The organism is Porphyrobacter sp. HT-58-2 (assembly GCF_002952215.1).
Taxonomy (GTDB): Bacteria; Pseudomonadota; Alphaproteobacteria; order Sphingomonadales; family Sphingomonadaceae; genus Erythrobacter.
In genome coordinates, this window is the sequence record NZ_CP022600.1 from 419852 (window position 1) to 446391 (window position 26540).

General features: G+C 65.3%; 25 protein-coding genes and 1 pseudogene. 11 read left to right on the forward strand and 15 right to left on the reverse strand.

The window, feature by feature from the left end; genetic code table 11:
- The first annotated feature begins 66 nt into the window (after window positions 1–66).
- From sucC to CHX26_RS02070, 5 genes are all read left to right on the forward strand, one after another.
- Window positions 67–1266: an ADP-forming succinate--CoA ligase subunit beta gene (sucC, locus tag CHX26_RS02050; RefSeq protein ID WP_104940940.1), complete on the forward strand. Its 1200-nt coding sequence runs from the start codon at window positions 67–69 to the stop codon at window positions 1264–1266.
- A gap of 156 nt (window positions 1267–1422) precedes the next feature.
- Window positions 1423–2169 (forward strand): electron transfer flavoprotein subunit beta/FixA family protein, encoded by a 747-nt coding sequence (locus tag CHX26_RS02055; RefSeq protein WP_104940941.1) that lies wholly within the window; start codon window positions 1423–1425, stop codon window positions 2167–2169.
- Window positions 2170–2282: 113 nt separating this feature from the next.
- Window positions 2283–3212, forward strand: a complete 930-nt coding sequence (locus tag CHX26_RS02060; RefSeq protein ID WP_104940942.1) for an electron transfer flavoprotein subunit alpha/FixB family protein — start codon at window positions 2283–2285, stop codon at window positions 3210–3212.
- Between the two features lie 73 nt (window positions 3213–3285).
- Window positions 3286–4182 (forward strand): energy transducer TonB, encoded by an 897-nt coding sequence (locus CHX26_RS02065; RefSeq protein WP_104940943.1) that lies wholly within the window; start codon window positions 3286–3288, stop codon window positions 4180–4182.
- A 168-nt stretch (window positions 4183–4350) separates the two neighbouring features.
- Window positions 4351–5244: an energy transducer TonB gene (locus tag CHX26_RS02070; protein WP_104940944.1), complete on the forward strand. Its 894-nt coding sequence runs from the start codon at window positions 4351–4353 to the stop codon at window positions 5242–5244.
- A gap of 9 nt (window positions 5245–5253) precedes the next feature.
- On the opposite strand, the gene CHX26_RS02075 is transcribed toward CHX26_RS02070, so the two are convergent.
- The 6 genes from CHX26_RS02075 to CHX26_RS02100 all read right to left on the reverse strand — a co-directional run bounded on the left by CHX26_RS02075 (window position 5254) and on the right by CHX26_RS02100 (window position 12814).
- Complete coding sequence (locus tag CHX26_RS02075; RefSeq protein ID WP_104940945.1) at window positions 5254–6558, reverse strand: DUF445 domain-containing protein; 1305 nt, start codon at window positions 6556–6558, stop codon at window positions 5254–5256.
- A 46-nt stretch (window positions 6559–6604) separates the two neighbouring features.
- Window positions 6605–10198 carry an efflux RND transporter permease subunit gene (locus CHX26_RS02080; protein WP_104940946.1) on the reverse strand — a complete coding sequence of 1198 codons (3594 nt, stop codon included), beginning with the start codon at window positions 10196–10198 and terminating at the stop codon, window positions 6605–6607.
- A gap of 82 nt (window positions 10199–10280) precedes the next feature.
- Complete coding sequence (locus CHX26_RS02085; RefSeq protein ID WP_172449652.1) at window positions 10281–11471, reverse strand: efflux RND transporter periplasmic adaptor subunit; 1191 nt, start codon at window positions 11469–11471, stop codon at window positions 10281–10283.
- A 198-nt stretch (window positions 11472–11669) separates the two neighbouring features.
- A complete protein-coding gene (locus tag CHX26_RS02090) occupies window positions 11670–11942 on the reverse strand; it encodes a GlsB/YeaQ/YmgE family stress response membrane protein (protein ID WP_335682311.1) in 273 nt (90 codons plus the stop codon).
- A 126-nt stretch (window positions 11943–12068) separates the two neighbouring features.
- Window positions 12069–12368: a CtrA inhibitor SciP gene (sciP, locus tag CHX26_RS02095; RefSeq protein WP_104940948.1), complete on the reverse strand. Its 300-nt coding sequence runs from the start codon at window positions 12366–12368 to the stop codon at window positions 12069–12071.
- Window positions 12365–12814: a hypothetical protein gene (locus tag CHX26_RS02100; RefSeq protein ID WP_146107626.1), complete on the reverse strand. Its 450-nt coding sequence runs from the start codon at window positions 12812–12814 to the stop codon at window positions 12365–12367. The genes sciP and CHX26_RS02100 overlap by 4 nt, the downstream gene beginning before the upstream one ends.
- 146 nt (window positions 12815–12960) lie before the next feature.
- On the opposite strand from CHX26_RS02100, the gene mnmA reads away from it, so the two are divergent.
- A complete protein-coding gene (mnmA, locus tag CHX26_RS02105; protein WP_442956915.1) occupies window positions 12961–14145 on the forward strand; it encodes a tRNA 2-thiouridine(34) synthase MnmA in 1185 nt (394 codons plus the stop codon).
- A 172-nt stretch (window positions 14146–14317) separates the two neighbouring features.
- Here mnmA and CHX26_RS02110 read toward each other — a convergent pair whose 3' ends face one another.
- A complete protein-coding gene (locus CHX26_RS02110; RefSeq protein WP_104943192.1) occupies window positions 14318–14668 on the reverse strand; it encodes a hypothetical protein in 351 nt (116 codons plus the stop codon).
- A gap of 35 nt (window positions 14669–14703) precedes the next feature.
- Between CHX26_RS02110 and CHX26_RS02115 the strand changes: the two are divergent.
- Window positions 14704–15848 (forward strand): annotated as a pseudogene (locus CHX26_RS02115) (serine hydrolase domain-containing protein).
- Window positions 15849–15946: 98 nt separating this feature from the next.
- Here CHX26_RS02115 and CHX26_RS02120 read toward each other — a convergent pair.
- Both CHX26_RS02120 and pdxH read right to left on the reverse strand, forming a co-directional pair.
- On the reverse strand, window positions 15947–16750 hold the full coding sequence (locus CHX26_RS02120; RefSeq protein WP_104940950.1) for a PhzF family phenazine biosynthesis protein: 804 nt from the start codon (window positions 16748–16750) through the stop codon (window positions 15947–15949).
- On the reverse strand, window positions 16747–17403 hold the full coding sequence (gene pdxH / locus CHX26_RS02125) for a pyridoxamine 5'-phosphate oxidase (protein ID WP_104943193.1): 657 nt from the start codon (window positions 17401–17403) through the stop codon (window positions 16747–16749). Before pdxH ends, CHX26_RS02120 begins: the two co-directional genes overlap by 4 nt.
- Before the next feature lie 140 nt (window positions 17404–17543).
- Between pdxH and CHX26_RS02130 the strand changes: the two genes are divergently transcribed.
- The 3 genes from CHX26_RS02130 to fabI are packed head-to-tail and all read left to right on the forward strand — an operon-like array spanning window position 17544 to window position 20228.
- Window positions 17544–18521: a DnaJ C-terminal domain-containing protein gene (locus CHX26_RS02130; RefSeq protein ID WP_104940951.1), complete on the forward strand. Its 978-nt coding sequence runs from the start codon at window positions 17544–17546 to the stop codon at window positions 18519–18521.
- 24 nt (window positions 18522–18545) lie between these two features.
- Window positions 18546–19421 carry a YihY/virulence factor BrkB family protein gene (locus CHX26_RS02135; RefSeq protein WP_233997241.1) on the forward strand — a complete coding sequence of 292 codons (876 nt, stop codon included), beginning with the start codon at window positions 18546–18548 and terminating at the stop codon, window positions 19419–19421.
- Window positions 19422–20228 (forward strand): enoyl-ACP reductase FabI, encoded by an 807-nt coding sequence (fabI, locus tag CHX26_RS02140; RefSeq protein WP_104940952.1) that lies wholly within the window; start codon window positions 19422–19424, stop codon window positions 20226–20228.
- A 111-nt stretch (window positions 20229–20339) separates the two neighbouring features.
- Here the strand turns inward: fabI and CHX26_RS02145 are convergent, their stop codons facing one another.
- On the reverse strand, window positions 20340–20849 hold the full coding sequence (locus CHX26_RS02145) for a hypothetical protein (RefSeq protein WP_104940953.1): 510 nt from the start codon (window positions 20847–20849) through the stop codon (window positions 20340–20342).
- A gap of 231 nt (window positions 20850–21080) precedes the next feature.
- On the opposite strand from CHX26_RS02145, the gene CHX26_RS02150 reads away from it, so the two are divergent.
- Window positions 21081–22094 carry an NAD-dependent epimerase/dehydratase family protein gene (locus CHX26_RS02150; protein ID WP_104940954.1) on the forward strand — a complete coding sequence of 338 codons (1014 nt, stop codon included), beginning with the start codon at window positions 21081–21083 and terminating at the stop codon, window positions 22092–22094.
- 6 nt (window positions 22095–22100) lie between these two features.
- Here the strand turns inward: CHX26_RS02150 and CHX26_RS02155 are convergent, their stop codons facing one another.
- The 5 genes from CHX26_RS02155 to CHX26_RS02175 all read right to left on the reverse strand — a co-directional run bounded on the left by CHX26_RS02155 (window position 22101) and on the right by CHX26_RS02175 (window position 26536).
- Entirely contained in the window at window positions 22101–22652 is a 552-nt protein-coding gene (locus CHX26_RS02155; RefSeq protein ID WP_104940955.1) for a hypothetical protein, read from the reverse strand.
- 111 nt (window positions 22653–22763) lie between these two features.
- Complete coding sequence (locus tag CHX26_RS02160) at window positions 22764–23285, reverse strand: demethoxyubiquinone hydroxylase family protein (RefSeq protein WP_172449653.1); 522 nt, start codon at window positions 23283–23285, stop codon at window positions 22764–22766.
- A 27-nt stretch (window positions 23286–23312) separates the two neighbouring features.
- Window positions 23313–23777 (reverse strand): disulfide bond formation protein B, encoded by a 465-nt coding sequence (locus CHX26_RS02165; RefSeq protein WP_104940957.1) that lies wholly within the window; start codon window positions 23775–23777, stop codon window positions 23313–23315.
- Between the two features lie 10 nt (window positions 23778–23787).
- The gene (locus tag CHX26_RS02170) at window positions 23788–25149 is read right to left on the reverse strand and encodes a S41 family peptidase (protein WP_104940958.1); all 1362 of its coding nucleotides are present in this window, start codon (window positions 25147–25149) and stop codon (window positions 23788–23790) included.
- 136 nt (window positions 25150–25285) lie between these two features.
- Window positions 25286–26536, reverse strand: a complete 1251-nt coding sequence (locus CHX26_RS02175; protein ID WP_104940959.1) for a murein hydrolase activator EnvC family protein — start codon at window positions 26534–26536, stop codon at window positions 25286–25288.
- Window positions 26537–26540 lie beyond the last annotated feature (4 nt).

The following is a 26540-nucleotide window of genomic DNA, read 5'->3' on the forward strand; positions in this document are numbered from 1 at the left end:
TCCGTGCTTAGGCCCCGCGTGGACGAACCTCTCCCCAGAGACACGCATTGAAGGGATCGATACGCAATGAACGTTCACGAATATCAGGCCAAGGAACTGCTCGCCAAGCACGGGATCGCGGTGCCGGCAGGCCATGCCGCGCTCAGCGTCGAAGAAGCGGTGGAAGCCGCCAAGAAGCTGCCCGGGCCGCTCTATGTCGTGAAGGCGCAGATCCATGCAGGCGGACGCGGGAAGGGCAAGTTCAAGGAGCTTCCGGCTGACGCCAAGGGCGGCGTGCGCCTCGCCAAGAGCCTCGATGAAGTGCGCGCCCATGCCGAGGAAATGCTCGGCAACACGCTGGTCACTATCCAGACGGGCGAAGCGGGCAAGCAGGTCAACCGCCTCTACATCACCGACGGCGTCGACATCGCCAAGGAATACTACCTCTCGCTGCTGGTCGACCGCGCGTCGGGCCGCGTCGCCTTCGTCGTCTCGACCGAGGGCGGGATGGATATCGAGACCGTGGCGCATGACACGCCGGAACTCATCACCACCTTCAGCGTCGATCCGGCGCAGGGCTTCCAGCCGCACCACGGCCGCGCGGTGGCCTTTGCGCTGAAGCTTCAGGGCGATCTCAACAAGCAGGCGCAGAAACTCGCCAAGCAGCTCTATGACGCCTTCCTCGCCACCGATTGCGAGATGCTGGAGATCAACCCGCTGGTCGAAAGCGAAGATGGCAAGCTGCTGGTGCTCGACGCCAAGATGAGCTTTGACGGCAACGCGCTCTACCGCCACCCCGATATCGAAGCCCTGCGCGACGAGACCGAGGAAGACCCGGCCGAAGTCGAAGCCAGCGAATATGACCTCGCCTACATCAAGCTCGACGGCAACATCGGCTGCATGGTCAACGGCGCGGGCCTCGCCATGGCGACGATGGACATCATCAAGCTGAACGGCGCCTTCCCGGCCAACTTCCTCGACGTGGGCGGCGGCGCCACCACCGAAAAGGTGACCGCGGCGTTCAAGATCATCCTCAAGGACCCGGCGGTGGAAGGCATCCTCGTCAACATCTTCGGCGGGATCATGAAGTGCGACGTGATCGCCAACGGCATCGTGCAGGCGGCCAAGGACGTGAACCTGCAGGTGCCGCTGGTGGTGCGTCTGGAAGGCACCAACGTGGCCGAAGGCAAGGCGATCCTCGACAATTCGGGCCTCGCCATCGTGAGCGCCGACAATCTGGGTGACGCCGCGCAGAAGATCGTCGCGGAAGTGAAGAAGGCCGCCTGATAGGGCGCCAATACATCCCGGGCGAAGCGGATCGCGTATCATCTTCGCCCGCATTTATGGCAACCCGCCCTGCTTGACGTTTACGTAAACGCAAGCTAGGCGGGCGGCCAAGGCGCTGAAGGGCGTCACGTGATTCTTTGAGAGGAAGGACAAGCCATGAAGATCCTCGTCCCCGTCAAGCGGGTGATCGATTACAACGTCAAGCCGCGGGTCAAGGCCGACGGCACCGGCGTTGACCTTGCCAACGTCAAGATGAGCATGAACCCGTTCGACGAGATCGCGGTCGAGGAAGCCATCCGCCTCAAGGAAAAGGGCGCGGCCACGGAAATCGTCGCCGTCTCGATCGGCCCGGCCAAGGCGCAGGAAACCCTGCGCACCGCGCTCGCCATGGGTGCGGACCGCGCGATCCTCGTCGAGACCGAAGAAGAAGTCGAGCCGCTGGCGGTTGCGAAGATCCTCAAGGCGATTGCCGATGAAGAAGCCCCCGGCCTCGTCATCCTCGGCAAGCAGTCGATCAGCGACGACAGCAACCAGACCGGCCAGATGCTCGCCGCGCTGATGGGCCGTCCGCAGGGCACCTTTGCCAACACCGTCGAAGTCGACGGCGACTCTGTCACCGTGAAGCGCGAAGTTGATGGCGGCCTCCAGACCGTGAAGCTCGCGCTCCCCGCGATCGTCACCACCGACCTGCGCCTGAACGAGCCGCGCTATGCCTCGCTGCCGAACATCATGAAGGCGAAGCAGAAGCCGCTCGCGACCAAGACCGCCGGTGATTACGGCGTCGATCTGACCCCGCGCCTCAAGACCCTCAAGGTCGCCGAGCCACCGGTGCGCCAGGCGGGCGAAAAGGTCGCCGACGTCGCCGCGCTGGTCGAGAAGGTCAAGGCGCTCGGCATCGCTTGAAGCCACTGATTTTTCCCGCGGTGCCGTTCGTGTCGAGCGAAGTCGAGACACACCGCACCGGCCTCTCGACGACGCTCGAGGCGAACGGGACAGGGAATTGAAAGGATTATCAGATGAAGACTCTGGTTCTCGTCGAACATGACAACACCAAGGTGAACGACGCGACGCTCGCGGTGGTCACCGCTGCATCGAAGCTCGGCGAAGTCCACCTGCTGGTTGCCGGTCACAACTGCGGCTCGGTGGCCGAAGCTGCCGCCAAGATCGCGGGCGTGGCCAAGGTCCACGTTGCGGACGATGCGGCTTACGCCAACGGCCTTGCCGAAAACGTCGCCCCGCTCGCCGCCGCGCTGATGGCCGAGCACGACGCCTTCCTCGCCCCCGCCACCACGCAGGGCAAGAACATCGCCCCGCGCGTCGCCGCGCATCTCGACGTGATGCAGGTCAGCGAGATCCTGTCGGTCGAAGGCCCCAAGACCTTCACCCGCCCGATCTACGCCGGCAACGCCATCGCCACCGTCGAATCGACCGATGCCAAGCTCGTCATCACCGTGCGCGGCACCGCCTTTGAAAAGGCGGCGACCGAAGGCGGCTCGGCTGCCATCGAAGCCGTCAGCGGCCCCGGTGATGCCGGCACCTCCAGCTTCGTCAGCTCGGAAATCGCCAAGAGCGAGCGTCCGGAACTGACCAGCGCCAAGATCATCGTCTCGGGCGGCCGCGCGCTGAAGGACGCGGAGACCTTCGAAGCGACCATCACGCCGCTCGCCGACAAGCTCGGCGCCGCCATCGGCGCGAGCCGCGCGGCGGTCGATGCGGGCTATGTCCCCAACGACTATCAGGTCGGCCAGACCGGCAAGATCGTCGCCCCGGAAGTGTACTTCGCCATCGGCATCTCGGGCGCGATCCAGCACCTTGCGGGCATGAAGGATTCCAAGGTCATCATCGCCATCAACAAGGACGAAGACGCCCCGATCTTCCAGGTCGCGGATATCGGCCTTGTCGCGGACCTCTATGCCGCTGTGCCGGAGCTGACCGGCGCGCTGTAAAATCATCAAACATTTGCAGACTTGAGCTTGCAAGAACCTCCGGTAGGATGATCGTCCTACTGGAGGTTTTTTCATGCGATCTGGCTTTCTCGCGTGCTGCGCGCTTGCTGTTTCAGCACAGGCGGCGCTGGCAGCGGACGAATATCCTGCCGACCTGTTGGCGCGCGAAGAGGTCAGCATACTCAAGCCGATCACGCAGTGGAGCATTGATTACGGCGAAAACAAGTGCCGTATCTCTCGCCTGTTCGGGACGCAGGAAGCGCCGCACCTGCTGTATATGGAACAGGCCGCGCCCGGAAACCTCTTTGCGCTGGCCATCGCCGGCTCCGAACTTGGAAAGGTCCAGCGTGACAGCGTCCTTAAGCTGGGCTTGGCCGAAGACCAGATCGCCCGCGAGATTAGCGGATTGACCGCCGATTTCGGCCAGATCGGGCGCGGCGTCATCAAGAAGGACGCGCGGCTTCGCGAAGCCACGCCCCTGAAAGAGGGCGAGGTGCGGTGGCTGAACGGACGGCTCGATCCGAAGGAGGGCGCCGCGATCAAGCGCATCGTGCTGGCCCGCCGCAACAAGGCAGTCGTCTTCGAAACGGGCGCACTGGACATGGCGGCCGATGCGATGAATGCCTGCACCAGCGATCTGTTGGCGCATTGGGGTCTCGACCCCGATCAGCACAAGCAGTTTCGTGCCGCCAGGATTCTCAACATCGACGCGATCGTCAAACGCATCTTCAACACCTACCCGCGCAGAGCCGCGCTGCAGGAGGAAGAAGGCGATGTCAGCACACGCCTGATCGTGGAAGCAGACGGAACCGTGTCGGACTGCATGATCGAAGGGCTGACCGCCAACGAGGCGCTGAAGCCCGAATTGTGCAAGATCCTGCGGGACGCGCGCTTCGAACCGGCCCAAGGCGCGGACGGGCAGCCGATAAGATCATTCTACATCGTCCCGGTTGCCTATCGCCTGTTCTGATCGAAAGGCTGCATCATCCCCACCGGCCCCTGCACAGGTCTGCGTTGATGCAGCGGATCGTCGCAACGTGATGCCGCCTTGTCCGGTCAGAAGCTAAACGCTTCATCGCAAAAGACTTTATTCTGATCGAAGCCTTTGGCAGGTTGCAAGCTTGCCGGAGGTATCCCGATGATCGCACGCAAAGCATCCGCCCCGCTGGCCCTTGCCGGGATAGCGCTTGCGGCCCTTGCCGCACCTGCCCATGCCAAGCCGGTGGTGCTGAAACCCACAACCAACTGGAATGTCGATTATGGCGACGAGGTATGCGCGCTCACCCGCATTTTCGGCGAGGGAAAGAACAGGCATCTCCTGACGCTGAGGCAATATTGGCCTTCCGGGGAGGCCGGCGTCATCGTTGCCGGCCCAGCCTTCCAGAACTTCGCCAATTTCGAGAAAACCCGCTTCCGTGTCTCGGCCGATGATCCAGAACGGGTCGTTCGCCCGATGAAGGGCAGCGCCGGGTCTTTCGGCCCTGCCGTGATCTTCTCGACGATCAGCTTCACCGGAGATCAGCCTGCCCCGAACACGCCGGACAGCCCCGAAGCCAAACCGGCGCTTGAACAGCTTGCCGCCGCCGATGGCGAGAAGGTGCAATATCTCGAAGTCCAGCAAGGCTGGCGCATCATCCGGTTCGACACCGGGCCGCTGACCGAGGCCTTCAGGGTGATGAATGACTGCACCGCCGCGCTTGCGAAGGACTGGGGGCTTGAACCCGAGCGCCTTCGGACAGCGCTGAACGGGCCACGCCTGGTCGATGAGGCTGCGGTCATCAAGGCAATCGTTGCCCGCTACCCCAGAGGCGCGCAGGCAATCGGCGAGCAGGGGGTCATGCGGCTGCGTATGATCGTGAGCCCTCAGGGCGAGGTGGAAGAATGCACTCTGGTCAAGGCAACCGCGACATCGAAGCTGGAATCGCCCGCCTGTGAAGTGATGCAGGCCGCCACATTCGAACCCGCACGCGATGCTACGGGGGAGCCGATCCGGGCATTCTCCGCCACCAGCATCACCTATGTGATCGAATGACAGGCCTCGTCACATCACCACAGTGGTGATGAAATGCAGCGTCATCCCCACCAGCCCGCCGACCAGTGTGCCGTTGATGCGGATGAACTGGAGGTCGCGGCCCACCGCGCCTTCGACCCGGTCGGTGATGGTCTGCGCGTCCCAGCGGCGCACAGTCTCTGACACCAGCCGCACGATCTGGTCGCCATAGCGGGTCGCCACGCCCACCATGGTGCGCCGCGCGAAGCGGTTGATCTGTTCCTGCAACCGCTCGTCCTGCTGGAGCGCCTGCCCCAGCTCTGACAGCATGTTGCGCATATCCGCCCCCATCCCGCTTTCAGGGTCGCGCGCGCGGCGGATCAGCGACTGGCGGATGCGCTCCCACACGCCGGTCCACCACACCGCCACCGCCGGATTGGCGATCAGGTCGCGTTTCATCTCCTCAACCTTGGCGCGGGTTTCGGGATCGTGCTGCAGGTCCTGGCCGAGCTTCGCCAGTCCCTCCTCAACCTTCCCGCGCAAGGGATGGTCGGGGTTCACCAGCACCTCAGCCAGAAGTTTATAGAGCCCGTCGAGCACGTTGGAGGAGATGGTCTTGTCCAGCCCCGTCCAGCGCAGCACGCCCGCCACGCGCTGGTGGATGATGTCGCGCAGGGTGTCCTCGTTGTCCTCGATGGTCAGGCCCGCCCAGCGCACGAAGCCGTCAATCAGCGGCTGGTGACGCTTGTCCGCCATCGCGCTCTCGATCATCCGACCCGCCAGCGGTGCGATGTCGAGCTTGGCGAGCTGCCCCGCCAACCCGGCCCGCACCTGATTGCCGAGCCGGTCGGGATCGAGGCTTTCCAGCACCTCGGCCAGCAGCTCCGCCGCGCCCGAGGTGATCCGCGAACGGTCATCGATGCTGCCATTCGCGCCCCGTTCAGGTGACGCGGCCAGAAACTCCCCCGCCGCCTTGGCAATATTCATGCCGCTCATGCGCCGCGCCACCACTGCTGGCGTGAGGAAGTTCTCGCGCAGGAATTGCGCCATGGTGTCGGCGATGCGGTCCTTGTTTTCCGGGATGATCGCGGTGTGCGGGATCGGCAGGCCGAGGGGCGCACGGAACAGCGCCGTCACCGCGAACCAATCCGCCAGCCCGCCCACCATCGCCGCTTCGGCAAAGGCATTGACATAGCCCCAGGCCGGATGACCCGTCACCGCCAGTGCGTGGGTGGCAAAGAAGATGCCCGCCATTGCCGCCAGCATCCCCGTCGCGGTCCAGCGCATCCGCCGGGCGCGGTCGACCGTGAGCGGCTGACCGCCGAACGTGAGTGGCCTCGAAAGACGCGTTGCCATGACCCGCCCTTAGCGCGGTTGGGGCGTAACAGTCACGCCCTTACCGTCACTCGGCCGGTTCTGCGCCGGGGGGGAGCCGACGCGCCGGAGCAGGCTTCGCTCCGCCGGGAAGGCCGGGGAACGGCAGATCGGGTTCGGAATCGCCCCGCGGACGGGTTTCGTCGCTCCGATCGTCGCCGGGCTTGTAGGTCAGCATCTTCGCTCTCAGCCACGGCCCGACACGCTTTTCGAAACCATCGGCCAGACTGAAGCCGGCCGGCACGATCAGCAAGGTCAGCAAGGTCGAAAGGATCAGCCCCCCGATCACCACGATGCCCATCGGCTGACGCCATGCCCCGTCGCCCGACAGCGACAGCGCCACCGGCACCATCCCCGCCGTCATCGCCACGGTGGTCATGACAATCGGCTGCGCCCGCTTGTGTCCGGCATCAAGGATCGCGTCGAGCTTGCCCACGCCCTTGTTCATTTCCTCGATGGCGAAGTCGATCAGCAGGATCGAGTTCTTCGACACGATGCCCAGCAACAGCAGGATGCCGATATAGACCGGCATGGAATTGGGCAGCCCGATCAGCCAGATCAGCAGCACGCCCCCCAGCGGCGCCAGCGCCAGCGAGGTCATGTTGACCAGCGGGCTCATCAACCGCTTGTAGAGCAGCACCAGCACCGCAAACACCAGCAGCACGCCCGCGATCACAGCGATGATGAGGTTCTGCACCAGCTCCTGCTGCCACTGATCTTCGCCCACCACGTCGCGGATGACGCCGGTGGGCAATTCCTTCAGCACCGGCAGCGCATCGATCTGGGCCTGCGCTTCGCCCTTGAGCACGCCCGCGGCCAGATCCGCGCCGACCAGCACCCGGCGGTTCTGGTTGTAACGCTGGATCGCGGTCGGGCCGGAACCGAAAGTGATGTCGGCCACGCGGCTCAGCGGCACCGATCCGCCATTGGCGGTCGGCACGGGCAGGTTCTCGATCGTGCGGAAATCGGACCGCGATTCGCGCGAAAGCCGCACCACGATCGGAATCTGGCGATCCGAGAGCGAGAAGCGCGCGGCGTTCTGCTCGATCTCGCCAAGCGTCGCGATGCGGATCGTCTGCGACAGTGCCGCGGTCGTGATCCCGAGCTCTGCGGCGATCTTGTCGCGCGGGGTGATGATGATTTCGGGCCGGTTGATGTCGGCGTTGATGCGCGGCGCGACGAGCGATTTCAGCCCCTTCATCTCCTCGACCAGCCGGGTTGCGGTCTGATCGAGCAGTTCGGGATCCGAACCGGCCAGCATCACCGTCATGTCACGGCCCGAACCGAAGCCGCCGGATTGCGATCTGAACCGCACGCGGGCATCGGGCATCCGCGCCAGCACCGGTGCCAGCTCGCGCTCGAAATCGATCGAGCTGCGCTCCCGGTCATCCTTGAGCTTGATGAAGATCGACGAGCTTTCGCCCAGCCGGATGCGTTCCAGCAGACGTTCGACCTCAGGCTCCTGCCGCAGGCGGTCAGCCACGGCGTTGACCGCCGCCTTGGTCTGGGCGAGCGTGGTGCCAGGCACCATCTCGACTTCGACCTGGCTGTTTTCGTCATCGATGTTTGGCTGGAACTGGCCGGGAATCTGGGTGAACAGCACGATCGTCACCAGCAGCGAGAACCAGCCGATGCCGAGCATCCACACCCGGTGATCATAGAACCGCGCAACCATCCAGCGGGTGCCGCTGGCCAGTGCGCCGCCTCCCGCTGCGAGCATTTCGATCAGCTTGAACGTCCCAAGCGCGGCGACGAAGGACGCCAGCGATACGAACAGCACGATCACCACCTCGAACAGCTTGGCAACCAGCGCGTTGGCCATGGTGTTGGTATCGGCCGAGACGACGGCAGCAATTTCCTTGTGCACGCCCAGCCCGAGCAGGCCTTTCCACGGGGCGGCCACTTTCAGCTGTTCGGCAATGGCGGCAGACACGGTGCCGCCCGCCAGTTCGAACATCACCACCGCCGGAACCGCGAGCAGCACGATGACGGTCAACAGCAGCGCCGGGACATAGATGAACCGGTGGCGCGGGCCTTCCAGCCCGGCGCGGCGGGCGCCCATCTTGCCGCTGTCGAGCGTCCAGGCCAACACTCGCATGTACATGTCGAGCGCCGGGCCGCCGCCATGTTCGGCATGGCCTTTGGCCTTGAGGAAATAGGCCGCCATCAGCGGCGTGATCATGCGCGCCACGGCAAGGCTCATCAGCACCGCGACGACCACGGTGATCCCGAAATTCTGGAAGAACTGGCCCGACACGCCCGGCATCAGGCCCACGGGCAGGAACACTGCGACGATGCAGAAACTGGTGGCGACCACCGGCAGGCCGATCTCGTCAGCGGCGTCGATGCTCGCCTGATAGGCGGTCTTGCCCATGCGCATATGCCGCACGATGTTCTCGATCTCCACGATCGCGTCATCGACCAGCACGCCCGCCACCAGCGCCAGCGCCAGCAGCGACAGGAAGTTCAGGTTGAACCCGAGATAGTCCATGAAGAAGAAGGTCGGGATCGCCGAAAGCGGGATCGCCACCGCGCTGATGAAGGTCGCCCGCCAGTCGCGCAGGAACAGGAACACCACCACCACGGCCAGCACCGCGCCTTCGACCAGCGCCCAGATCGAGGACTTGTACTGGCTGCGGGTGTAGGTGGTGTTGGTGGAAAGCTTGATGAACTTGACGCCGGGATTCTCCGCCTCGATCGCATCCATTTCCTTCAGCGCGGCATCATAGACCGTCAGATCGGACGATCCGCGCGCGCGGCTCATGGCGAAGTTGACGACTTCCTTGCCGTTCACTTCGCTGATCGAGGTGCGTTCGGAATAGCCGTCACGCACCGTGGCCACATCGGCGAGGCGCACCGTGCGCCCGCCGCCAAGCTGGATCTGGGTCTGCGACAGGGCATAGGCCGTGTCCGAATTGCCGAGCACGCGCAGCGACTGGCGGGTGCCGCCAATCTCGGCAAGACCGCCTGCCGCATCGAGATTGCTCTGGCGCAGCACGGCGTTGATCTGCGACGCGGTGACGCCGAAGGACTGCATCCGCGACGGGTCGAGGATCACCTCGATCTGCCGGTCGACCCCGCCGAAGCGGTTGACTTCGGCCATGCCCTCGATCTTGAGCAGGCGCTTGGCCACGGTATCGTCGATGAACCAGCTGAGCTGTTCGATCGTCATGTCGTTCGCTTCGACCGCGACATAACCGATCGGCTCGCCCACCACGTTGACCTTGTTGACCTGCGGTTCGAGAATGCCGTCGGGCAGGTTCCCGCGGACGCCGTCAATCGCGGTCTCGACCTCGTTGACCGCTTCGATCAGGTTGGTGCCGATCTCGAATTCGACGAAGGTCTGCGAAGAGCCCTCACGCGCGGTCGACTGGATCGAATCGACCCCCGCGATCGAACGCAGCGCGCTTTCGACCCGCTGCGTGATCTGGTTCTCGATCTCGGTCGGAGAGGCGCCCGGCTGGGCAATCGAGACGCGCACCGCCGGGAATTCGACATCCGGATTGTTGGTCACGTCCATCCGCGTGAAGCTGACAATCCCGGCCAGCAGCAGCACGGTGAAGAACACCAGCGGGATCACCGGGTTGCGGATCGACCAGGCCGAGATGTCGCGTAAAGCCATGAAATTCCTGCCTGTGCCTCGTCGTCCAGCGCCTCGTCCTGAAAGATACGGGCGAACCCGCGGGCAGGATGGACGCCTTGCCTTACTTCTTCAAGGGCTGCGGATTGACGCTTTCGCCCGGATTGAGGAACCCGCCGGCGCGCAGCACCACGCGTTCACTGCCGTTGAGACCGTCGATGATGGCAATGCCGTTGGCCGTCACCGCGCCGGTCTTGACCCCCCGGCGGATCGCCTTGTTGTCCTTGTCGACGACATAGACGAAGCTGCCCTTGTCATCGGCCAGCACGGCGCTTTCGGGGAGAACCGTGGCGCTGAAGCTGCCGGAACCGATGCGCGCCGTGGCAAAGCCCCCGGGACGCAGTTCTGGCGCGAAGCTGAGCGCGATGCGCGCCGTGCCTTGCCGGGTATTCTGATCGATCACCGGGGACAGCTGCCAGATCTGGCCGGAAAACCGCTGATCCGATCCGGTCGGGATCACTGTCGCCATGGTGCCGACAGAAACCTTGGAAAGCTGTTCCTCGGACAGCTGGGCAAGCATTTCCATCTCGCCGCCGCTGGCGATGGTGAACAGCGCCGGGGAACCGCCGCCCACCGTCTGACCCGGCTCGACATTGCGGGCAAGGACATAGCCGGTCGCGGGCGCATAGACATTGAGCCGGTCATTGCGGGCGCGCAGTTCGCGCAGCTGGGCTTCGGCGACCTTGACGCGGGCCACCGCGGCATCGCGGGTCGCGGTCAGGCGGTCGATATCGGCCTTGGAGACGAACCCGCGCGCCACCAGTTGCAAGGCACGGTCAAGGTTCGCCTGAGCGAGATTGGCATCGGCGCGGGCAACTTCGATCTGGGCGGATTGCGCCTCGGCCTGCTGCACCTGCACCGAACGGTCGATCACCGCCAGCACCTGACCCTGCTTCACCCAGTCCCCGGCATCGACCGTCACGCGCAGCACCTGCCCGCCTTCACCCACCACGCCGACCGGCATGGGGCGCCGCGCGGCGAGTGTGCCGGGCGATTCGATCTCTCCCGCAACAGTGGTCTTGCCCGGAGTCACGACCGTCACCGTGGGCGCCTGCGAATTATCGTCCCCGGCCGGAACGGGATCGCCGCCGGCCAGCGCGAAATAGGCGGCGATCGCCAGCAACAGCGCAAACAGCCCTCCGCCACCGACGATCAGCCAGCGCGGAATCGCGGGCGCGCGCAGCGAACGCACGCCGGCAAGCTCGGTCGCGACGCCATCGGCGGCTTCGGCAGTGATGGTCGTTTCGTAATTCATCGCCATTCCCTCACCCAGAGCGATGCGGCAGGATCGGCCTTTCCGCCACTGAGTGTATTACTAGCATAAGTCACCATGCGCAACGCCTCATAGAATGTGCGGCGCTTCCGGGCAATGCATGCATCGACCGGTGACTTACAAGCTAGACGAAGGGCGCAGCCGACGGTTCCCGGCAACACGGCCCGCTTGCGGCAGGTTCTAGCGCACGCGGCCCCGCTGGATCAGATTGACGATGCCCAGCAGCACCGCCGCACCCAGCAGCGCACCGAACACGCCCGACCAGTCCGGCGGCCATGCGGCGATAGTGCCGCCGCCGGTAACAAACGACAGCAGGCTATTGCCGATGAACGAGCCGACCACCCCGACCACGATGTTGGCCAGCACCCCCATCGATGCGTCACGCTTCATCATCAGACTGGCCAGCCAGCCGATCACGCCGCCCATGATGATGAACCAGATGAAACCCAGCATCCCCTTGCCTCCCGCTTTGCGCGCTGCCCGAAAGGGCGGCCCGTTATCGCATCTGCCGCGAAACACCGTTTGCCCGCAACGCCTGACGGGCGAAGCGGGCCTCGGACGGGGTGAACGGAACGCGGGTCAGTACTTGAGCTGGCGCTCGTAGAGATCGCGGTAGTGCTGGATCTTGGTGACGCGCAGGCCGTGCATGCCCGAACGGTCAACCGCGCGCTGCCACGACGCGAATTCCTCAAGCGTGAGGCCATAGCGCGCCAGCGCCTCGTCGAGGGTCAGCAGCCCGCCGTTGACGGCGGCCACAACCTCGGCCTTGCGGCGCACCACCCACCGCTTGGTATCGGGAGAAGGCAGGTCGGCGAGGGTCAGCGGCTCGCCGAGCGGGCCGATCACCTGTGCGGGGCGGATGTCCTGGTTCTCGATCATTGCATTTCTCTCGCATCGCCACGGGGCGCGTCGGGCGCTTTGCCCTCCGCATCGCCGGAGCGGGTCGCTTCGTGGGTCACGGTCTTCGCACCGGAGACTTTAGATTGTCCTAAATCATCACGGTTAACGCCGGGTTCGTCATCGCCGAGCATCGCAAAATAGCTCGCCGCCGCATCCCCGAAGCTGGCAGCAACCGCCTCGATCGGGGCTTGCGATTCGGAGCGCATCAGCAGCCGCAGATCGCGCGCAGCATTGAGCCGGGCGGTCAGCTCGCTCCATTCGACCGCGCGCAGGGCATCGCCAAGACGCCGCTGGCGCAGCGATTCGGAACGCTCTGCGCCTTGGGGAATCGCCGCCGCACGCAACCGGGCGCGTTCGCCGGCATCAAAGGCTCCGGCAGACGCCGCGCGGGACGCGGCGAAAAGGTTGGTTTTCTCGAACATCACCCCCTCTCATAGCCCCAGTGCGTCAAGATCGGGTAAAGCCGCCATTTACCCCTGCTTAGGATTAGTCCGGTCCGGGATGGCAAGAATCGCGCCGCTTCGCGCAGCACTGGCGCGATGGGGAGAGGATCGCTATATCGCGCCCGCTCATGGACACCCCCGCTCTCCTCGATGCCGGCCCGATGGCCGCGCCGCTCCTTGGCCCGGACGAAGCCGCCGCGCTGTTCGATCTGCCGCGTCCCGCCGCCGAGTGCCGGATCGTGGTGGCGATGAGCGGCGGGGTCGATTCCTCGGTGGTCGCCGCCCTCGCCCACGCGAGCGGCGCAGAGGTGATCGGGATCACGCTCCAGCTTTACGATTACGGCGCGGCAACGGGCCGCAAGGGCGCATGCTGCGCGGGCGACGACATCCGCGATGCGCGCGCAGTGGCTGACCGGCTGGGCATCGCCCATTACGTCTTCGACCATGAAAGCGCCTTCCGCGAGGAGGTGGTGGAACAGTTCGCCGACGAATATCTCGCCGGGCGTACCCCTGTCCCCTGCATCCGCTGCAACATGGGGCCGAAATTCACCGACCTGTTCCGCATGGCGCGCGAGCTGGGGGCGGATTGTCTTGCCACCGGGCATTACGTGCGGCGGGTGATGACAGCCGACGGCCCGCAACTGCACCGCGCCTTCGATCCCGCGCGCGACCAGTCCTATTTCCTTTATGGCACCACCGAGGCGCAGCTTGCTTACCTGCGCTTTCCGCTCGGCGGGATGCCCAAGCCGCAGGTGCGCGCGCTGGCCGAAGCGGCGGGCCTGCGCAACGCGGCCAAGCCGGATTCGCAGGACATCTGCTTCGTGCCGGACGGGAACTACGCCAAGATCGTCACCAAGGTGCGCCCCGAAGGCGCAGCCCCCGGCAACATTGTCCATGCCGCGACCGGCGCGGTGCTCGGCGAGCACAAGGGCATCGTCCACTTCACCGTGGGCCAGAGGAAGGGGCTGGAGATCGGTGGCCAGCCCGAGCCGCTCTATGTCATCGGCCTCGATGCGGATCGCCGCGAGGTGCGGGTCGGGCCGAAGCGGATGCTGGCGGTGACCGCCGCGCATATCACCGAGACGAACCGGATCGGCCCGCTGCCCGATGCGCCGCTGACGGCGAAAGTGCGGAGCCTTGCCAAGCCGGTGCCGGTGACGCTCGAAGGGATGCTGGGAGACGGCGCGGCGGTGACGATCCGCTTTGCCGAGCCCGAATTCGGCGTCGCCCCCGGGCAGGCGGCAGTGATCTATGCCGGGGACCGGGTGATCGGCGGCGGGTGGATCGACTCGACCGAGAAGGTGGCGGGCTAGAGGCGCCTTGCCGGCCTTGCACGCAGGCCGCTCGCAGAATGGCACTCACCCGCCGGCTGGTCGCGCCAGACCCCGCCTTGCCCCTGCCTTGACCCCTGCCTGACCTGCCTCAGCCTGCCCTCAAATCGGGTGTTTCACGTGAAACATCGGGAAGCAGGAGAGGTCGCACGGATTACCCGTCCCACGGTTCCAGCACGCAGCCATACCCCTCGCGATAGGTCGCGGTCGCCTCGGCGACCAGCGGGAAGCGGGCGGTGACGCTCTTGGCTTCGGGGTTGTCGCGCAGGGTGACGGCCTCCATCCCGGCGAGCTTGTCCTTGGCGCAATCCTCAAGGCTGCGTCCGGCGACAAAGCGGCACGAACAGGCAACCCGCGCGGAGTAGGCCGAGGCGATGCTCCCGTAACCATTGATCGGTTCGCGGAAGGCCCACGCCGCCCCGCCCGCCCCCAGGGCGATGATCGCCAGCAGCCACAGGCCCCAGCGCGCGCGGCGCCTTGCGGTCGAGGAGGGTGATTTCGCCATTGCCAAGCCTTCGTCCATCGGGAATTGAGGGCGCGATGACCCTCCGAGATGCTGTCCTTAATCGTGCGCCCCTGATCGCGCCAGTCCTGCTTGTTCTGTCGGCTTGCGGCACCGCCCCGCCTGAAGACGAACCCCTGTCGGAAGCCGCGCTGGCCGCCGTCACCGACGATGCCGGCGCGCCGAAGGATCAGCTTGCGCGGGCGGTTGATGACCTGTTCACCGCGCCCGGCGTGGGCGAAACCCGGGCGGTCTTGGTGATGGCCGACGGCAAGATCGCGGCGGAACGCTATGCCGAGGGCTACGGCCCTGAAACCCGGTTCATCAGCTGGTCGATGGCCAAGACCGTGACCGGTATTCTGATCGGGATGCTCGTGGCCGACGGCAAGCTTGCGCTCGACGATCCTGCTCCCGTCCCGCTGTGGCAGCGCCCCGGTGATCCGCGCGCCGAGATCACTCTGCGCCACCTGCTCCAGATGAGGAGCGGCCTCAGGCACACCGAAAGCGGCGATCCGCCTTATGAATCCTCCGAGGTCAGGATGCTGTTCCTCGACGGGCGCGACAACATGGCCAAGTGGGCCGAGGAACAGCCGCTGGAGGCCGAGCCGGGCAAGCAGTTCGAATATTCGAGCAACACCAGCGTGATCCTCGCGGACATCGCCGCGCGGGCGCTGACCAGCAGCACCAGACCCGAGGCGCGGCGCAAGGCTGTGGCGGATTATCTCCAGGTGCGCCTGTTCGGCCCCCTCGGCATGACCAGCATGGTGCCTGAATTCGATGCCTCAGGAACGCTGATCGGCGGCAGCCTGATGCACGCGACCGCGCGCGACTGGGCGAAGCTCGGCGAGATGCTGCGCCAGAAAGGCCGCGCTCCGGGCGGTGAACAGCTCGTACCTCAACGCTGGGTGGAGGCGATGGTCACGCCTTCACCGCCAGCCCGCACTATGGCTTCCAGACTTGGCTCAACCGCCCAATTCCCGGCGCTCCCGCGAACGAGCACCCCCTGCTGCCCGACCGCGCGCCGCAAAGCCTGTTCTCGCTGATCGGGCATATGGGACAATATGTCATGGTCTCACCCAGTCAGCGGGTGACTTTGGTGCGGCTTGGCCATTCGGACAGCGCCGAGCGCAAGGCGATGCTGCAACAGGCGGCAGATGTGCTGGAATTATATCCCACGTCTTAGTTTTCCGCACGCCATCCGGCGCGCGGTCCTCGCTAGACGCGCAGCAAGCTGCGCCCGCTGCGGGCGGGCGGTCGCCCTTGCGGTCGCTGTGCGACCGATCAGAGGTAGAAAGCGCCCTCGACCACGGTGACGCATGGCCCACCCAGCCATGCGCGGTCGCCGTCGAGCCTGAGCGTCAAATCCCCGCCGCGCGTGGATGCCTGATGCGCGGTGAAGCTGTCCCGCCCCAGCCGCCGCGCCCAATAGGGGGTCAGCACCGCGTGAGCCGAGCCGGTGACCGAATCCTCGTCCACCCCGCCGCCGGGGACGAACACCCGGCTGACAATGTCGGTGCGCTCGCCCGGGGCCGTGACGATAAACTGGTCCTTGCCCAGCAGTTCGAGGCCGCGAATGTCGGGCGTCAGCGCGCGGATCGCGGCTTCGTTTTCGTAAAGATAGATGTTGTAGCCCAGCTCTGACCGGAACACCTCCAGCGGCGCAGCCCCCAGCAGGCGGATCGCTTCGGCCTGATTGGCGGGGGTATCGGCCTCGGTCACTATCGCGGGAAGCGCGAGTTCATAGCCATCACCAGCCCGCACCACCTCCAGCACACCCGACTTGCGGGTGCGGAAAGTCACCCTGTCTCCCCCGTCGCGCTGCAAGAGGACATGCCCGCTCGCCAACGTTGCATGGCCGCACAGGGCGATTTCATAGGTGGGGGTGCACCAGCGCAGCTCCCAATCAGCCGCTCCGCTCGCGTCGCGCACCACGAAGGCGGTTTCGGCGAAGAGGTTTTCCGCCCCGATCTGCACCAGCACATCGTCCGGTAACCATTCATCAAGCACCATCACCGCTGCCTGATTGCCGCCGAAAGCCTGCGCGCTGAAGGCATCGACGTGCCAATAGGGGATCGCGGTGCTCACGGGTAAAGCAGCGTATCCGCCCACGGCGCATCCGGGCCGGAGCGGGTGAATTCGCGGCGGTCGTGGAGGCGGTTGTCGCGGTCGATCCAGAATTCGATCCGGCGCGGCGAGAGCGTGAAGCCGGTCCAGTGTGCCGGGCGCGGCACCTTGCCTTCCGCCTCGTGCGCGGCCCACAGCTCCTGCACGCGAGCGAGGTATTCGGCCCGCTCAGGCAAGGGACGCGATTGGTCGCTGGCGGCGCTGCCGACCTGGCTCTTGTAAGGGCGCGAGTGGAAATAGGCGTCGGCGCGCTCGGGACTGACTTCGGTCAGCGGCCCTTCGATGCGAATCTGACGGCGCAGGCTCTTCCAGTGAAACAGCAGCGCGGCCTGCATGTTGGCGCGAATCTGCCCGCCTTTGCGGCTTTCGGCATTGGTGAAGAAGGTGAACCCGCCGCCTTGCATCTCGTCCTTGCCGTGGCCCTTCAACAGCACCATCCGCACCGAAGGCGCCGCATCCGCCGTCGCCGTGGCGAGCGCCATGGCGTTGGGATCGTTGATCTCGCCCACTTGCGCTGCGGCGAACCACTCCTCGAACAGGGCAAAGGGATCGGCCCCGGCGGGCAGGACGCTATCGGCCAGCTGGGCATCGTCGAGGGGGGTGGCGTCGGGCATGAGCGATGGTTCCTTGGTGATCCGGGGCGGGACATAGGCATGCTTGCTCCCTACGGAAAGTGCAGCCCTTGCAATTTCGCCAGTCCCTTGCACCCAGCGCAAGCTTGCGCGCAGCCGCTGTTGCACCTAGCTAACACGGCATGCGCGATCCCTACAGCACTCTTGGCGTCCCCCGCACCGCGTCCGAAGCGGACATCAAGAGCGCCTATCGCAAGCTCGCCAAGGAGCTGCACCCGGATCGCAACAAGGACAATCCCAAGGCGGCGGAGAAATTCTCCGAGGTGACCCGCGCCTATGACCTGCTGTCGGACAAGGCCAAGCGCGCGCAGTTCGACCGGGGGGAAATCGACGCCGAGGGCAACCCTGCCAACCCGTTCGCGGGGATGGGCGCACGGCCGGGCTATAGCCGCGGCGGTGCCTATGGCGGCGGGCCGGGGGGTGGCGATTTTGGCGGGTTCGGGGCTGATGATGTCGACCTTGGCGACCTGTTCGAAGGGCTGTTCGGCGGACGCGCGCGCCAGCAGCAGCCTCCGCCGCGGCGCGGTTTCGGGCGTCAGCCTCCTCCGCCCCCACCCAAGCGCGGCGCGGACATCCAGTATCGCCTTGCCGTGCCTTTCGTCGAGGCCGCCGCCGGACGCGACCAGCGGATCACGCTGGCCGATGGCAAGGCCATCAACCTCAAGCTGCCCGCCGGCGTCGAAGACGGCACGATGATGCGCCTCAAGGACAAGGGCCATCCCGGCCCGGGCGGACATGGCGACGGGATTGTGATGGTCGAAGTCGGCAGTCACCCCTTCTTCCGGCGTGATGGCGACAATATCCGCATGGACCTGCCGATCACGCTCGACGAAGCCGTGCGCGGCGCGAAGGTGAAATGCCCCACGGTCGACGGCGCGGTGATGCTGACGATCAAGCCGGGCTCGTCGGGCGGCACGGTGCTGCGCCTTGGCGGCAAAGGCTGGACGAAGAAAGCGGGCAAGACTGTCGACGGCAAGCCCGAACGCGGCGATCAGCTGGTAACGCTCGAAATCCAGCTCCCCGCCGATCTCGCCGCACTCGAGGAACGGCTCGAAGGCTGGGTCGACATTGCCCGCCCACGGGAGAAGTTCGGCCTTTAAGGCCGGGCGGCGGGCCAGCAGCCGGTGATCGATGCCGCCTTCCCCCGCCAGGTCATCGCGGTCATTCGCCGCGTTGTCGGCGGCACCTATGACGACGGCTTCATCCACGCCGGCAACCTCGCCTATCTGTCGATGCTGGCGATCTTCCCGTTCTTCATTCTCGGCGCGGCACTGTTCGAGTTGATCGGCGGACGCGACAACGCGCTGGGGCTGATCGAGGCGGTCGCCCGCGCGCTCCCGCCCACAGTCGCCGCAGTGATCGAACCGGTCGCCAAGGACGTGATCTATGCCCGTTCGGGCTGGCTCTTGTGGCTGGGGGCAGCAGTGGGGCTGTGGACCGTGTCGAGCCTGATCGAGACGATCCGCGACATCCTGCGCCGCGCCTATGGCACCCGCCCCGTCGATGCAGCCTGGAAAACGCGGCTGTTTTCGGCCGGGCTGACGCTGGCGGCGGTGGTGGTGCTGATGCTGTCGCTGTTCGCACAGGTGGTGATCGGAACGGCGCAGCAGGTGATCCGCGCCCTGGTGCCGCAATTGGGGGAACTGATCGGCACATTGCAGCTTACGCAGATCGTCCCCGCGCTCGGGCTGACGGGCTCGCTTTATGTGCTGTTCGCCTCGCTCACCCCGGCGGAGTATCGCGGCAAGGGCTCGTCCAAGTGGCCCGGTGCGCTGTTCACCGCGCTGTGGTGGCTGATCGTGGCGGCAGCCCTGCCGGTGGTGCTGCGGCGTTTCTTCACCTACGATCTCACCTATGGCAGTCTGGCCGGGAGCATGGTGACGTTGCTGTTTTTCTGGCTTGTCGGGCTTGGCCTCGTTATCGGCGCGGAACTGAACGCGGCGCTGGCGCTTGAGGGGCAGGACAAGACCCCGGACGAACCGCTTGAGGAGAATGCGTAAATGAACGGACTGATGGCAGGCAAGCGCGGCCTCATCATGGGGCTCGCCAACGACAAGTCACTGGCCTGGGGCATCGCCAAGAAACTGGCGGAACAGGGGGCAGAGCTGGCCTTCTCCTATCAGGGCGAGGCGCTGGCCAAGCGGGTGATCCCGCTCGCCGCCGAACTTGGCAGCGATTTCACCTTCGAATGCGATGTGTCGCGGATGGAATCGCTCGATGCTGCCTTCGCCGCCCTCAAGCAGCGCTGGGACACGATCGATTTCGTCGTCCACGCAATCGGCTTTTCCGACAAGAACGAGCTGCGCGGCAAATATGTCGACACCAGCCTCGACAATTTCCTGCTGACCATGAACATCTCGGCCTATTCGCTGGTCGCCATCGCCCAGCGCGCGAGCGCGATGATGCCGGAAACCGGGGGTGCGATCCTGACGCTGAGCTATTATGGTGCGGAAAAGGTCGTGCCGCATTACAACGTCATGGGGGTTGCCAAGGCGGCGCTGGAGACCAGCGTGAAGTATCTCGCCAATGATCTCGGCCCGCGCAATATCCGGGTCAACGCGATCAGCGCCGGGCCGATCAAGACGCTGGCGGCCAGCGGAATCGGCGATTTCCGCTACATTCTCAAGTGGAACGAGTATAATTCCCCGCTGCGCCGCAATGTCACGATCGAGGATGTCGGCGGGGCGGGTCTCTACCTGCTGTCCGACCTGTCATCGGGCGTGACGGGCGAGACGCACCATGTCGATGCAGGCTATCACGTTGTCGGCATGAAGCAGGAAGACGCGCCCGATATCGCCCTGTCCTGAAGTCGCAACCCCGGCAGGCAGGCCATGCACGCCATGCGCGTGAATGGTCTGACCGGCTTGCTTGGCTTCAGCCGCAAGCAAGCGTCGTTGTGAGCCGCCTGGTGTCAGCCATCAGAACTCACCATAAGGGCTGATGTCGGACATTAGGCCACCACCATCCTTCACCACGCGAGTTTCAGATAGGTTCTCGACGCGCCTGAACAGATATTCGTACATCACCCGGTCATTCACAATCAGTTCTGCCCGCGAAGAAGCAAAGGCGCCCCTGCGCAAGACCTGAACGATCTTGATGCCAAGCTCGCTATCCGAACCTTTTGGCAGGACCAGCGCATAGAATTTGAGGTCTTTATCCGATGGTGAGCCCTTGTCCCCGCTCGCCCCGCGCGTGCCGCTGATCTGTCCCGTCGCACGATCGATCACATCGAGCTTGTAGCCCGCATCCTTGAAGACGGTCACCGTTTGCTCGAACGTTGTCTCAATCGGCATGGCATAGGCATGGCGCTGGTAATTGTTGTCGAGGGCGAAAATGGAGCGATCGGGCTGCAGGGCTGATCCACCATTGCACGCCGAAACGACAAGGGCCGCAAAGGCCAAAACCAGCGACCGCGTGAACCCTCTCATGCCCCAACCTCTCGCATTGCAGCCCGTATCCTCAACGGGACTGGTGCTGCTCACAGACTCCCTTCCTTCGGCACGTTCAATACGTAGCCGCACTGATGGAACGCGGCGGGATTGGCCGAGCCGGGAACACTGGCATGCCGGGATCACCCGCCTCCCGCGAAATGGAACCGGATCAACCCTCGGCCGCAAAATGGCTTTATCCCGCCCCGCTTCCACGTCACAAGACAGGCCATGCGCACCGTTCTTGTCACCGGGTCGGCCGGGTTCATTGGCTACCATCTTTCACAGCTGCTGCTGGAGGAAGGCTTCCGCGTCGTCGGCTATGACGGCATGACCGATTACTACGACGTGCGCCTGAAACAGCGGCGGCACCAGATGCTGCTCCAGCACCCGAACTTCACCTGTGTTGAGGGGATGCTGGAGGATTTCGACACGCTGCACGCGCTGGCGATGGCAGAGCGGCCCGATGTGATCGTCCACCTCGCTGCGCAGGCAGGGGTGCGATACTCGCTCGAGAATCCCCGCGCCTATGTCGACGCGAACCTCGTGGGTGCGTTCAACGTGATGGAGTGCGCGCGCGAACTGGGGGTCGATCATCTGCTGATGGCCTCGACCAGCTCGGTCTATGGCGCGAACGAGGAGATGCCGTTTCACGAGGGCCAGAAGGTCGACACGCCGCTGACGCTCTACGCTGCGACGAAGAAGGCTAACGAGGCGATGGCGCATTCCTATGCCCATCTGTGGACGCTGCCGACAACGATGTTCCGGTTCTTCACGGTCTATGGCCCGTGGGGGCGGCCCGACATGGCGCTGTTCAAGTTCACCCGCGGGATCCTCGAAGGCACGCCGATCGACATTTACAACGACGGAGAAATGTACCGCGATTTCACCTATGTGACCGATCTGGTGCGCGGGATCCGGCTGCTGATCGACGCAGCGCCGGTGCGGCCCGACAGCCCGGAGGACATCGCGGACGGAGACAGCCTTTCCCACGTGGCACCGTTCCGGGTGGTCAATATCGGCAATGGCGAGAAGGTGCGGCTGATGGACTTCGTCGAGGCGATCGAAGCCGAATGCGGCCGCGCGGCGGTACGGAATTACCTTCCGATCCAGCCGGGTGATGTGCCTGCAACCTGGGCCGATGCGTCACTGCTGAAGGGGCTCACCGGCTATGCCCCCGCCACCCCCTTCCGCGAAGGCGTGGCACGCTTCGTGGCGTGGTACCGCGACTATTACGACGTGTAGCGACGCTTACTTCGGCGGCGGGGGAAGCTGGCCTTCGCCCGGAAGTTCACTCCCGCGCTCACGCTCCAGGCGCTGCATGTATTCGCGCTCGATCATCTCGACGCGCTCCTGCTCGGCGGCGGCCTCGGCGTCGATGTTGGAAAGGCGCTCCTGACGCGCCTGTTCGATCAGCCGGCCGAATCGCACGCCTTCCGCCTCGGACTTGTCCTTGGCCCAGGCCTCGACAAACTTCTGATTGCAGCCGGTGAAGCCGCCGGCGCCCGCCGGTTCGCAGCTCATGGCGCCGAAATCGCCGACATACTTGATCTGATCGACCTGCCGCGCGAGCGACTTGTTGGCCGGACTATCGCTGTAACGCAGGTTCGAAGGGATCCGATAGCGGTCTTCCTGAACCAGAATCTCGCACACCACCACTTCACCCGGCTGGGCGACCGGGCATTCGGATTCGTCGTAGGCGATGACCATGTTGACCTTTTCGTTCGCGCTCTGCGCCGCAGCGGGGCTGGCGGCGGCAACAGCAAGAACGGCAAGAGCGGCGGGGGCGAGCAGGTGCTTCATGGCGCGTGGATCCTCTGACGGTGCGCAAGGTATCGAACGGTCAATGCCCGTGACCAGGGGGGCTTGTCTAGTCCGCAGGGGCTGAACCGCGGGTGAAGGCGCGTCGGCTGTCTACAGCCGCTCGCTCACCTTGATCGCGATACGGCACCCCAGCCGGATCGCCCCGGCCAACAGCGGATAGGCGGGCGCACGTTCGGCCCCGTTGGCAAGGGCGGCATCGCGATGTTCGCGTTCATCCTCGCGGAAAGCCTCGATCATTTCGGCCAGTTCGGGGTCTGCCCCGCTTTCCGCCAGCTTGTCGAGCTGTTCGGAATAGTGCTTGTCGATCTCGGTCTCGACCGCCGCAGTGCAGGCCATCGCCGCCTCCGGCCCCAGCAGCGCTGTTCCGGCCCCCAGCACATAGCCTGCCGCCGACCAGAACGGATGCAGCGCCGTCGGACGCACCCCGCGCTTCACCAGCAAAGCATCGAACTTTTCGCGATGCTCACGCTCCTGCTCGGCCATGTGGCGGATCTCGGCCGAGTGCGGGCCGCGATCACCCATCACCGCAAGCTGGCCCTCGTAGATGCGGGTCGCGCCGAATTCCCCGGCCTGGTCGACCCGGATCATGCGGTGGAGTTCAGCCTTTTCCATCATCGCTTTCCTTCGTGAGCCTCAGCCTTACTTCCGATACGCGGCGAGCGCCACAATGGCCGCACCCGCCGTGCTGGAAATCAGGAAATTGAACCCCGCCAGGCTGATGCCGAACAGGCTCCACGGGGCGACATCACAGCGGATCAGGGGCGCGGCGGAAAAATCCATCACGTCGACGCCCGACGGCAAGGCGGAACAACCCGTGATTCCCTGCCACCAGCCATATTCGACCCCGGCGTGAAATCCGCCGATCAGCCCGGAGGTGATGATCGCAAGACCCGCCAGCGCGCTCCACAGCTGCGCGGGCTTGAGCACATAGGCCGCCAGCCCGATGCCGAGCGCGGCGAAGTGCGGATAACGCTGCCACCAGCACATCTCGCACGGCGGCAGGCCGAAGCCATACTGCGCAATATAGGCCCCGCCAAGCAGAGCGGCGGGCACCATCACGGCCAGCAGCCGCGCCCGGCGCGGATAACGACCCGGACTGTCCATGCCGCGCGCCTTAACGCTTGCCGGAACGCGGGGCCGGACGCAGTGCCACGGTGCTCTTGGTCGTGCGCCGCAGGGTTTCCATCGCATAGTGCAGCTGGAAGTCCTTGACCCCCTGCTCCTCAAGCTGGGCAGCGGTCAGCTGGAAGCGCGGATCGGCGATCGTGTCGGCCTCCATCTCCTCGTCCTTGAGCGCGAGTTCATTGATGAGATGGCCGCGCAAATCGCTTTCCCGAGTCTGGTATTTCTGGCGCAAGGCGTAATCGGGATCGGAGATCTGCGGCACCGTGATGTCGGGGCGAATGCCGCCTTCCTGCACCGACTTGCCTGCCGGAGTGAAGTACCGTGCGGTGGTCAGCTTGAGAGCGGCGTCCTTGCCCAGCGGCAGCAGCGACTGGACTGAACCCTTGCCGAAGCTGCGTTCGCCCATGATCAGCGCCCGGCGGTGATCCTGTAGTGCGCCCGCCACGATCTCGGATGCGGAAGCGGAACCTGCATTGATGAGCACGATCATCGGCACACCTTCCGCCATGTCGCCGCGATAGACGGTTTCGGCATCGTAGAGCATCGTCTCGCCCCGCGCCCGGCCACGCTGGCTGACGATCCGGCCGCTGGTGAGGAACAGATCGGAGAGCGCCACCGATTCATCGAGGCTGCCGCCCGGATTGTTGCGCAGGTCGAGCACCAGTCCGCTGACCCGCCCACCCGGCGCTTCCTTGCGGATTTGCTGCCACGCCTCATAGACATTCGCGCCGACATTGGCCGAAAATTCGTTGACGGTGATCACCGCGACATTGCCAGCCGCGATCTCGTGCGTGACCGGCTCCAGCTCGATGACGCCGCGCGTCACGTTCACTTCCAGCGGCTCAGTGCGGCCGGGACGGAAGATGGTCAGTTGGATCGAGGTGCCGGAAGGCCCGCGCATCTGTGCGACGGCGTCATCCAGCTTGGTGTCGACGATCAGCTTGCCGTCAAGGTGCGTGATGAAGTCGCCCGCCTTGACACCCGCCGTCTCGGCCGGACTGCCGCGGAAGGGCGAGACCACCTTGACCGCACCATCCTCCATCACGACCGACAGGCCAAGGCCCGAATACTGCCCGTCGATCATCGTCTCGAGCCGCTGAAGATCGCTGCCGTCGAGATAGGCCGAATGGGGATCGAGCGCCGCCAGCATCCCGTCAATCGCGCCGCGGATCAACTTATCATCCTCTACCGGCTCGACATAGCTCGCCTTGACCCGCTGGAAGACCGCGAACAGCTTGGCGAATTCGGGGCCGGCACGACCGTCGACCTGCGCCATGGTGGCGGTGGTGGCCGGGATCAGCGCGACCGCGGTGACAAGCGCGGCGCTGCGCAGGAGAGCGGCGATCTTCATGGGTGGTGCAAGGCTCCTTTGATGGACGAGTGTATAGGCTTGCCCGCCTTAACGCCAGATAGACGCAAGCAAATGCGGATCGTGGCGGTCTGCGCCTTTGCAGCAGAGCATCCCGTTCGCTGTCCTGCAAGCCTGTTTAACGCATGTATTGCAAGGGGTTGACCGGCGTTCCATCGCGCCGCAGCTCGAATGTCACTTCGGTGCCGCGCTGTCCGGTCAGCCCCAGCGGACTGCCGTCGATCACTGCATCGCCAACCGCCACATCAACCTTGGCAAGCCCGGTGACGAGGCTTGTCCAGCCGCCAGCATGTTCGATGATGACGATTCGCCCGAAACCGCGATAGGCCCCGGCAAAGGCCACGCGCCCGCGTGCCGGGGCGACCACCTGCGCTCCGGCAGCAGGGGCCAGCACCAAGCCGGTCGAAGCCAGCCCGCTGTCGCGTCTGGCACCAAAGCCTGTCAGGGTGCGGCCCAGCACCGGCAGCTGGAAATCACGCGGTGGCGCAGCGCTGGCGGCAGGTATCGGCATGGGAGTGGCGGCAGTCGAAGGCGCAGCATCATCGCCGCGGACCACCGCCAGATTGCCCGGACGCAGCACCGGCCCAGGCAGAGCCGCCAATTCGTTCCTCAAGGCCGCGACTTCGTCCAGCTTGTCCACCAGCCCGTCGAGATCGCGCGCTTCCTCGGCCAGCGCCAACGCCCGCTCCGCCTCGCGCACAGCCGCCCCCCGCGCTGCGCGTGAGGCGGTGCGCTGGCGATTCTCCAGCGCCGCCAGCGCGTTGCGGCGTTCGCGCAAATCATTCTCGCTGCTGCGCAAGGCCTCCAGCGCACGCAAAGCCTGTGCTTCAAGTGCGCGGCCACGGTCGAGTTCGCTGCGCAAAGACGCGGTGCGCTCGCGAATCTGCGGCACTGCACTGCCAAGCACGGCGCGGACGTGGACCACATCCTTGAGCGAGCCGGGCTGCAAGGCCGCCAGCGCCAGTGGACGCCGCGCGGCTGTCTGCAGCGCGGCAGCGAGGCGCGCGGTCGGTTCCTGTTTCCTGGCGAGGCGGGCCGTCAGTTCGGCGCGCGCCTGCCGGGCGAGGCTCAATCGCGCGCGGGCGACTTCGATCCCGGCCTCGGCCTGCTGAATCCGGGCCGCCAGCGCAGCGGCTTCGCTGGCGGTGCGCTGGGCTGCTTCAGTGGCGGCCTCGGCTTCGGCAGTGAGGCGCGCGGCGCGCCCTTCGGCAAGCCGGCTTTCGCGGGTTGCGCGAGCAAGCGCGGCCTCGGCCTCGTCTGGCGCCATCAGCGCGACAGCAGGCGCAGCGACGCCCGCGGGCAGCGCAAGGCCCAGTCCCGCAAGGGTACCGGCCATGGCAAGCAAGGTCAGGATCGCGGCGCGACGCATGAAA

What these genes read in the sequence shown, in the direction of transcription:
- CHX26_RS02145 (WP_104940953.1), bottom strand. Translation starts at nt 20,849, where the DNA reads ATGAGAGGGTTCACGCGGTCGCTGGTTTTGGCCTTTGCGGCCCTTGTC.
- CHX26_RS02085 (WP_172449652.1), bottom strand. Translation starts at nt 11,471, where the DNA reads ATGAATTACGAAACGACCATCACTGCCGAAGCCGCCGATGGCGTCGCG.
- CHX26_RS02075 (WP_104940945.1), bottom strand. Translation starts at nt 6,558, where the DNA reads ATGGCAACGCGTCTTTCGAGGCCACTCACGTTCGGCGGTCAGCCGCTC.
- CHX26_RS02175 (WP_104940959.1), bottom strand. Translation starts at nt 26,536, where the DNA reads ATGCGTCGCGCCGCGATCCTGACCTTGCTTGCCATGGCCGGTACCCTT.
- sucC (WP_104940940.1), top strand. Translation starts at nt 67, where the DNA reads ATGAACGTTCACGAATATCAGGCCAAGGAACTGCTCGCCAAGCACGGG.
- CHX26_RS02065 (WP_104940943.1), top strand. Translation starts at nt 3,286, where the DNA reads ATGCGATCTGGCTTTCTCGCGTGCTGCGCGCTTGCTGTTTCAGCACAG.
- sciP (WP_104940948.1), bottom strand. Translation starts at nt 12,368, where the DNA reads ATGATCGAGAACCAGGACATCCGCCCCGCACAGGTGATCGGCCCGCTC.
- CHX26_RS02070 (WP_104940944.1), top strand. Translation starts at nt 4,351, where the DNA reads ATGATCGCACGCAAAGCATCCGCCCCGCTGGCCCTTGCCGGGATAGCG.
- CHX26_RS02150 (WP_104940954.1), top strand. Translation starts at nt 21,081, where the DNA reads ATGCGCACCGTTCTTGTCACCGGGTCGGCCGGGTTCATTGGCTACCAT.
- CHX26_RS02080 (WP_104940946.1), bottom strand. Translation starts at nt 10,198, where the DNA reads ATGGCTTTACGCGACATCTCGGCCTGGTCGATCCGCAACCCGGTGATC.
- CHX26_RS02165 (WP_104940957.1), bottom strand. Translation starts at nt 23,777, where the DNA reads ATGGACAGTCCGGGTCGTTATCCGCGCCGGGCGCGGCTGCTGGCCGTG.
- mnmA (WP_442956915.1), top strand. Translation starts at nt 12,961, where the DNA reads ATGGACACCCCCGCTCTCCTCGATGCCGGCCCGATGGCCGCGCCGCTC.
- CHX26_RS02160 (WP_172449653.1), bottom strand. Translation starts at nt 23,285, where the DNA reads ATGGAAAAGGCTGAACTCCACCGCATGATCCGGGTCGACCAGGCCGGG.
- CHX26_RS02090 (WP_335682311.1), bottom strand. Translation starts at nt 11,942, where the DNA reads ATGCTGGGTTTCATCTGGTTCATCATCATGGGCGGCGTGATCGGCTGG.
- CHX26_RS02130 (WP_104940951.1), top strand. Translation starts at nt 17,544, where the DNA reads ATGCGCGATCCCTACAGCACTCTTGGCGTCCCCCGCACCGCGTCCGAA.
- fabI (WP_104940952.1), top strand. Translation starts at nt 19,422, where the DNA reads ATGAACGGACTGATGGCAGGCAAGCGCGGCCTCATCATGGGGCTCGCC.
- CHX26_RS02060 (WP_104940942.1), top strand. Translation starts at nt 2,283, where the DNA reads ATGAAGACTCTGGTTCTCGTCGAACATGACAACACCAAGGTGAACGAC.
- CHX26_RS02055 (WP_104940941.1), top strand. Translation starts at nt 1,423, where the DNA reads ATGAAGATCCTCGTCCCCGTCAAGCGGGTGATCGATTACAACGTCAAG.
- CHX26_RS02155 (WP_104940955.1), bottom strand. Translation starts at nt 22,652, where the DNA reads ATGAAGCACCTGCTCGCCCCCGCCGCTCTTGCCGTTCTTGCTGTTGCC.
- CHX26_RS02170 (WP_104940958.1), bottom strand. Translation starts at nt 25,149, where the DNA reads ATGAAGATCGCCGCTCTCCTGCGCAGCGCCGCGCTTGTCACCGCGGTC.
- pdxH (WP_104943193.1), bottom strand. Translation starts at nt 17,403, where the DNA reads ATGCCCGACGCCACCCCCCTCGACGATGCCCAGCTGGCCGATAGCGTC.
- CHX26_RS02110 (WP_104943192.1), bottom strand. Translation starts at nt 14,668, where the DNA reads ATGGCGAAATCACCCTCCTCGACCGCAAGGCGCCGCGCGCGCTGGGGC.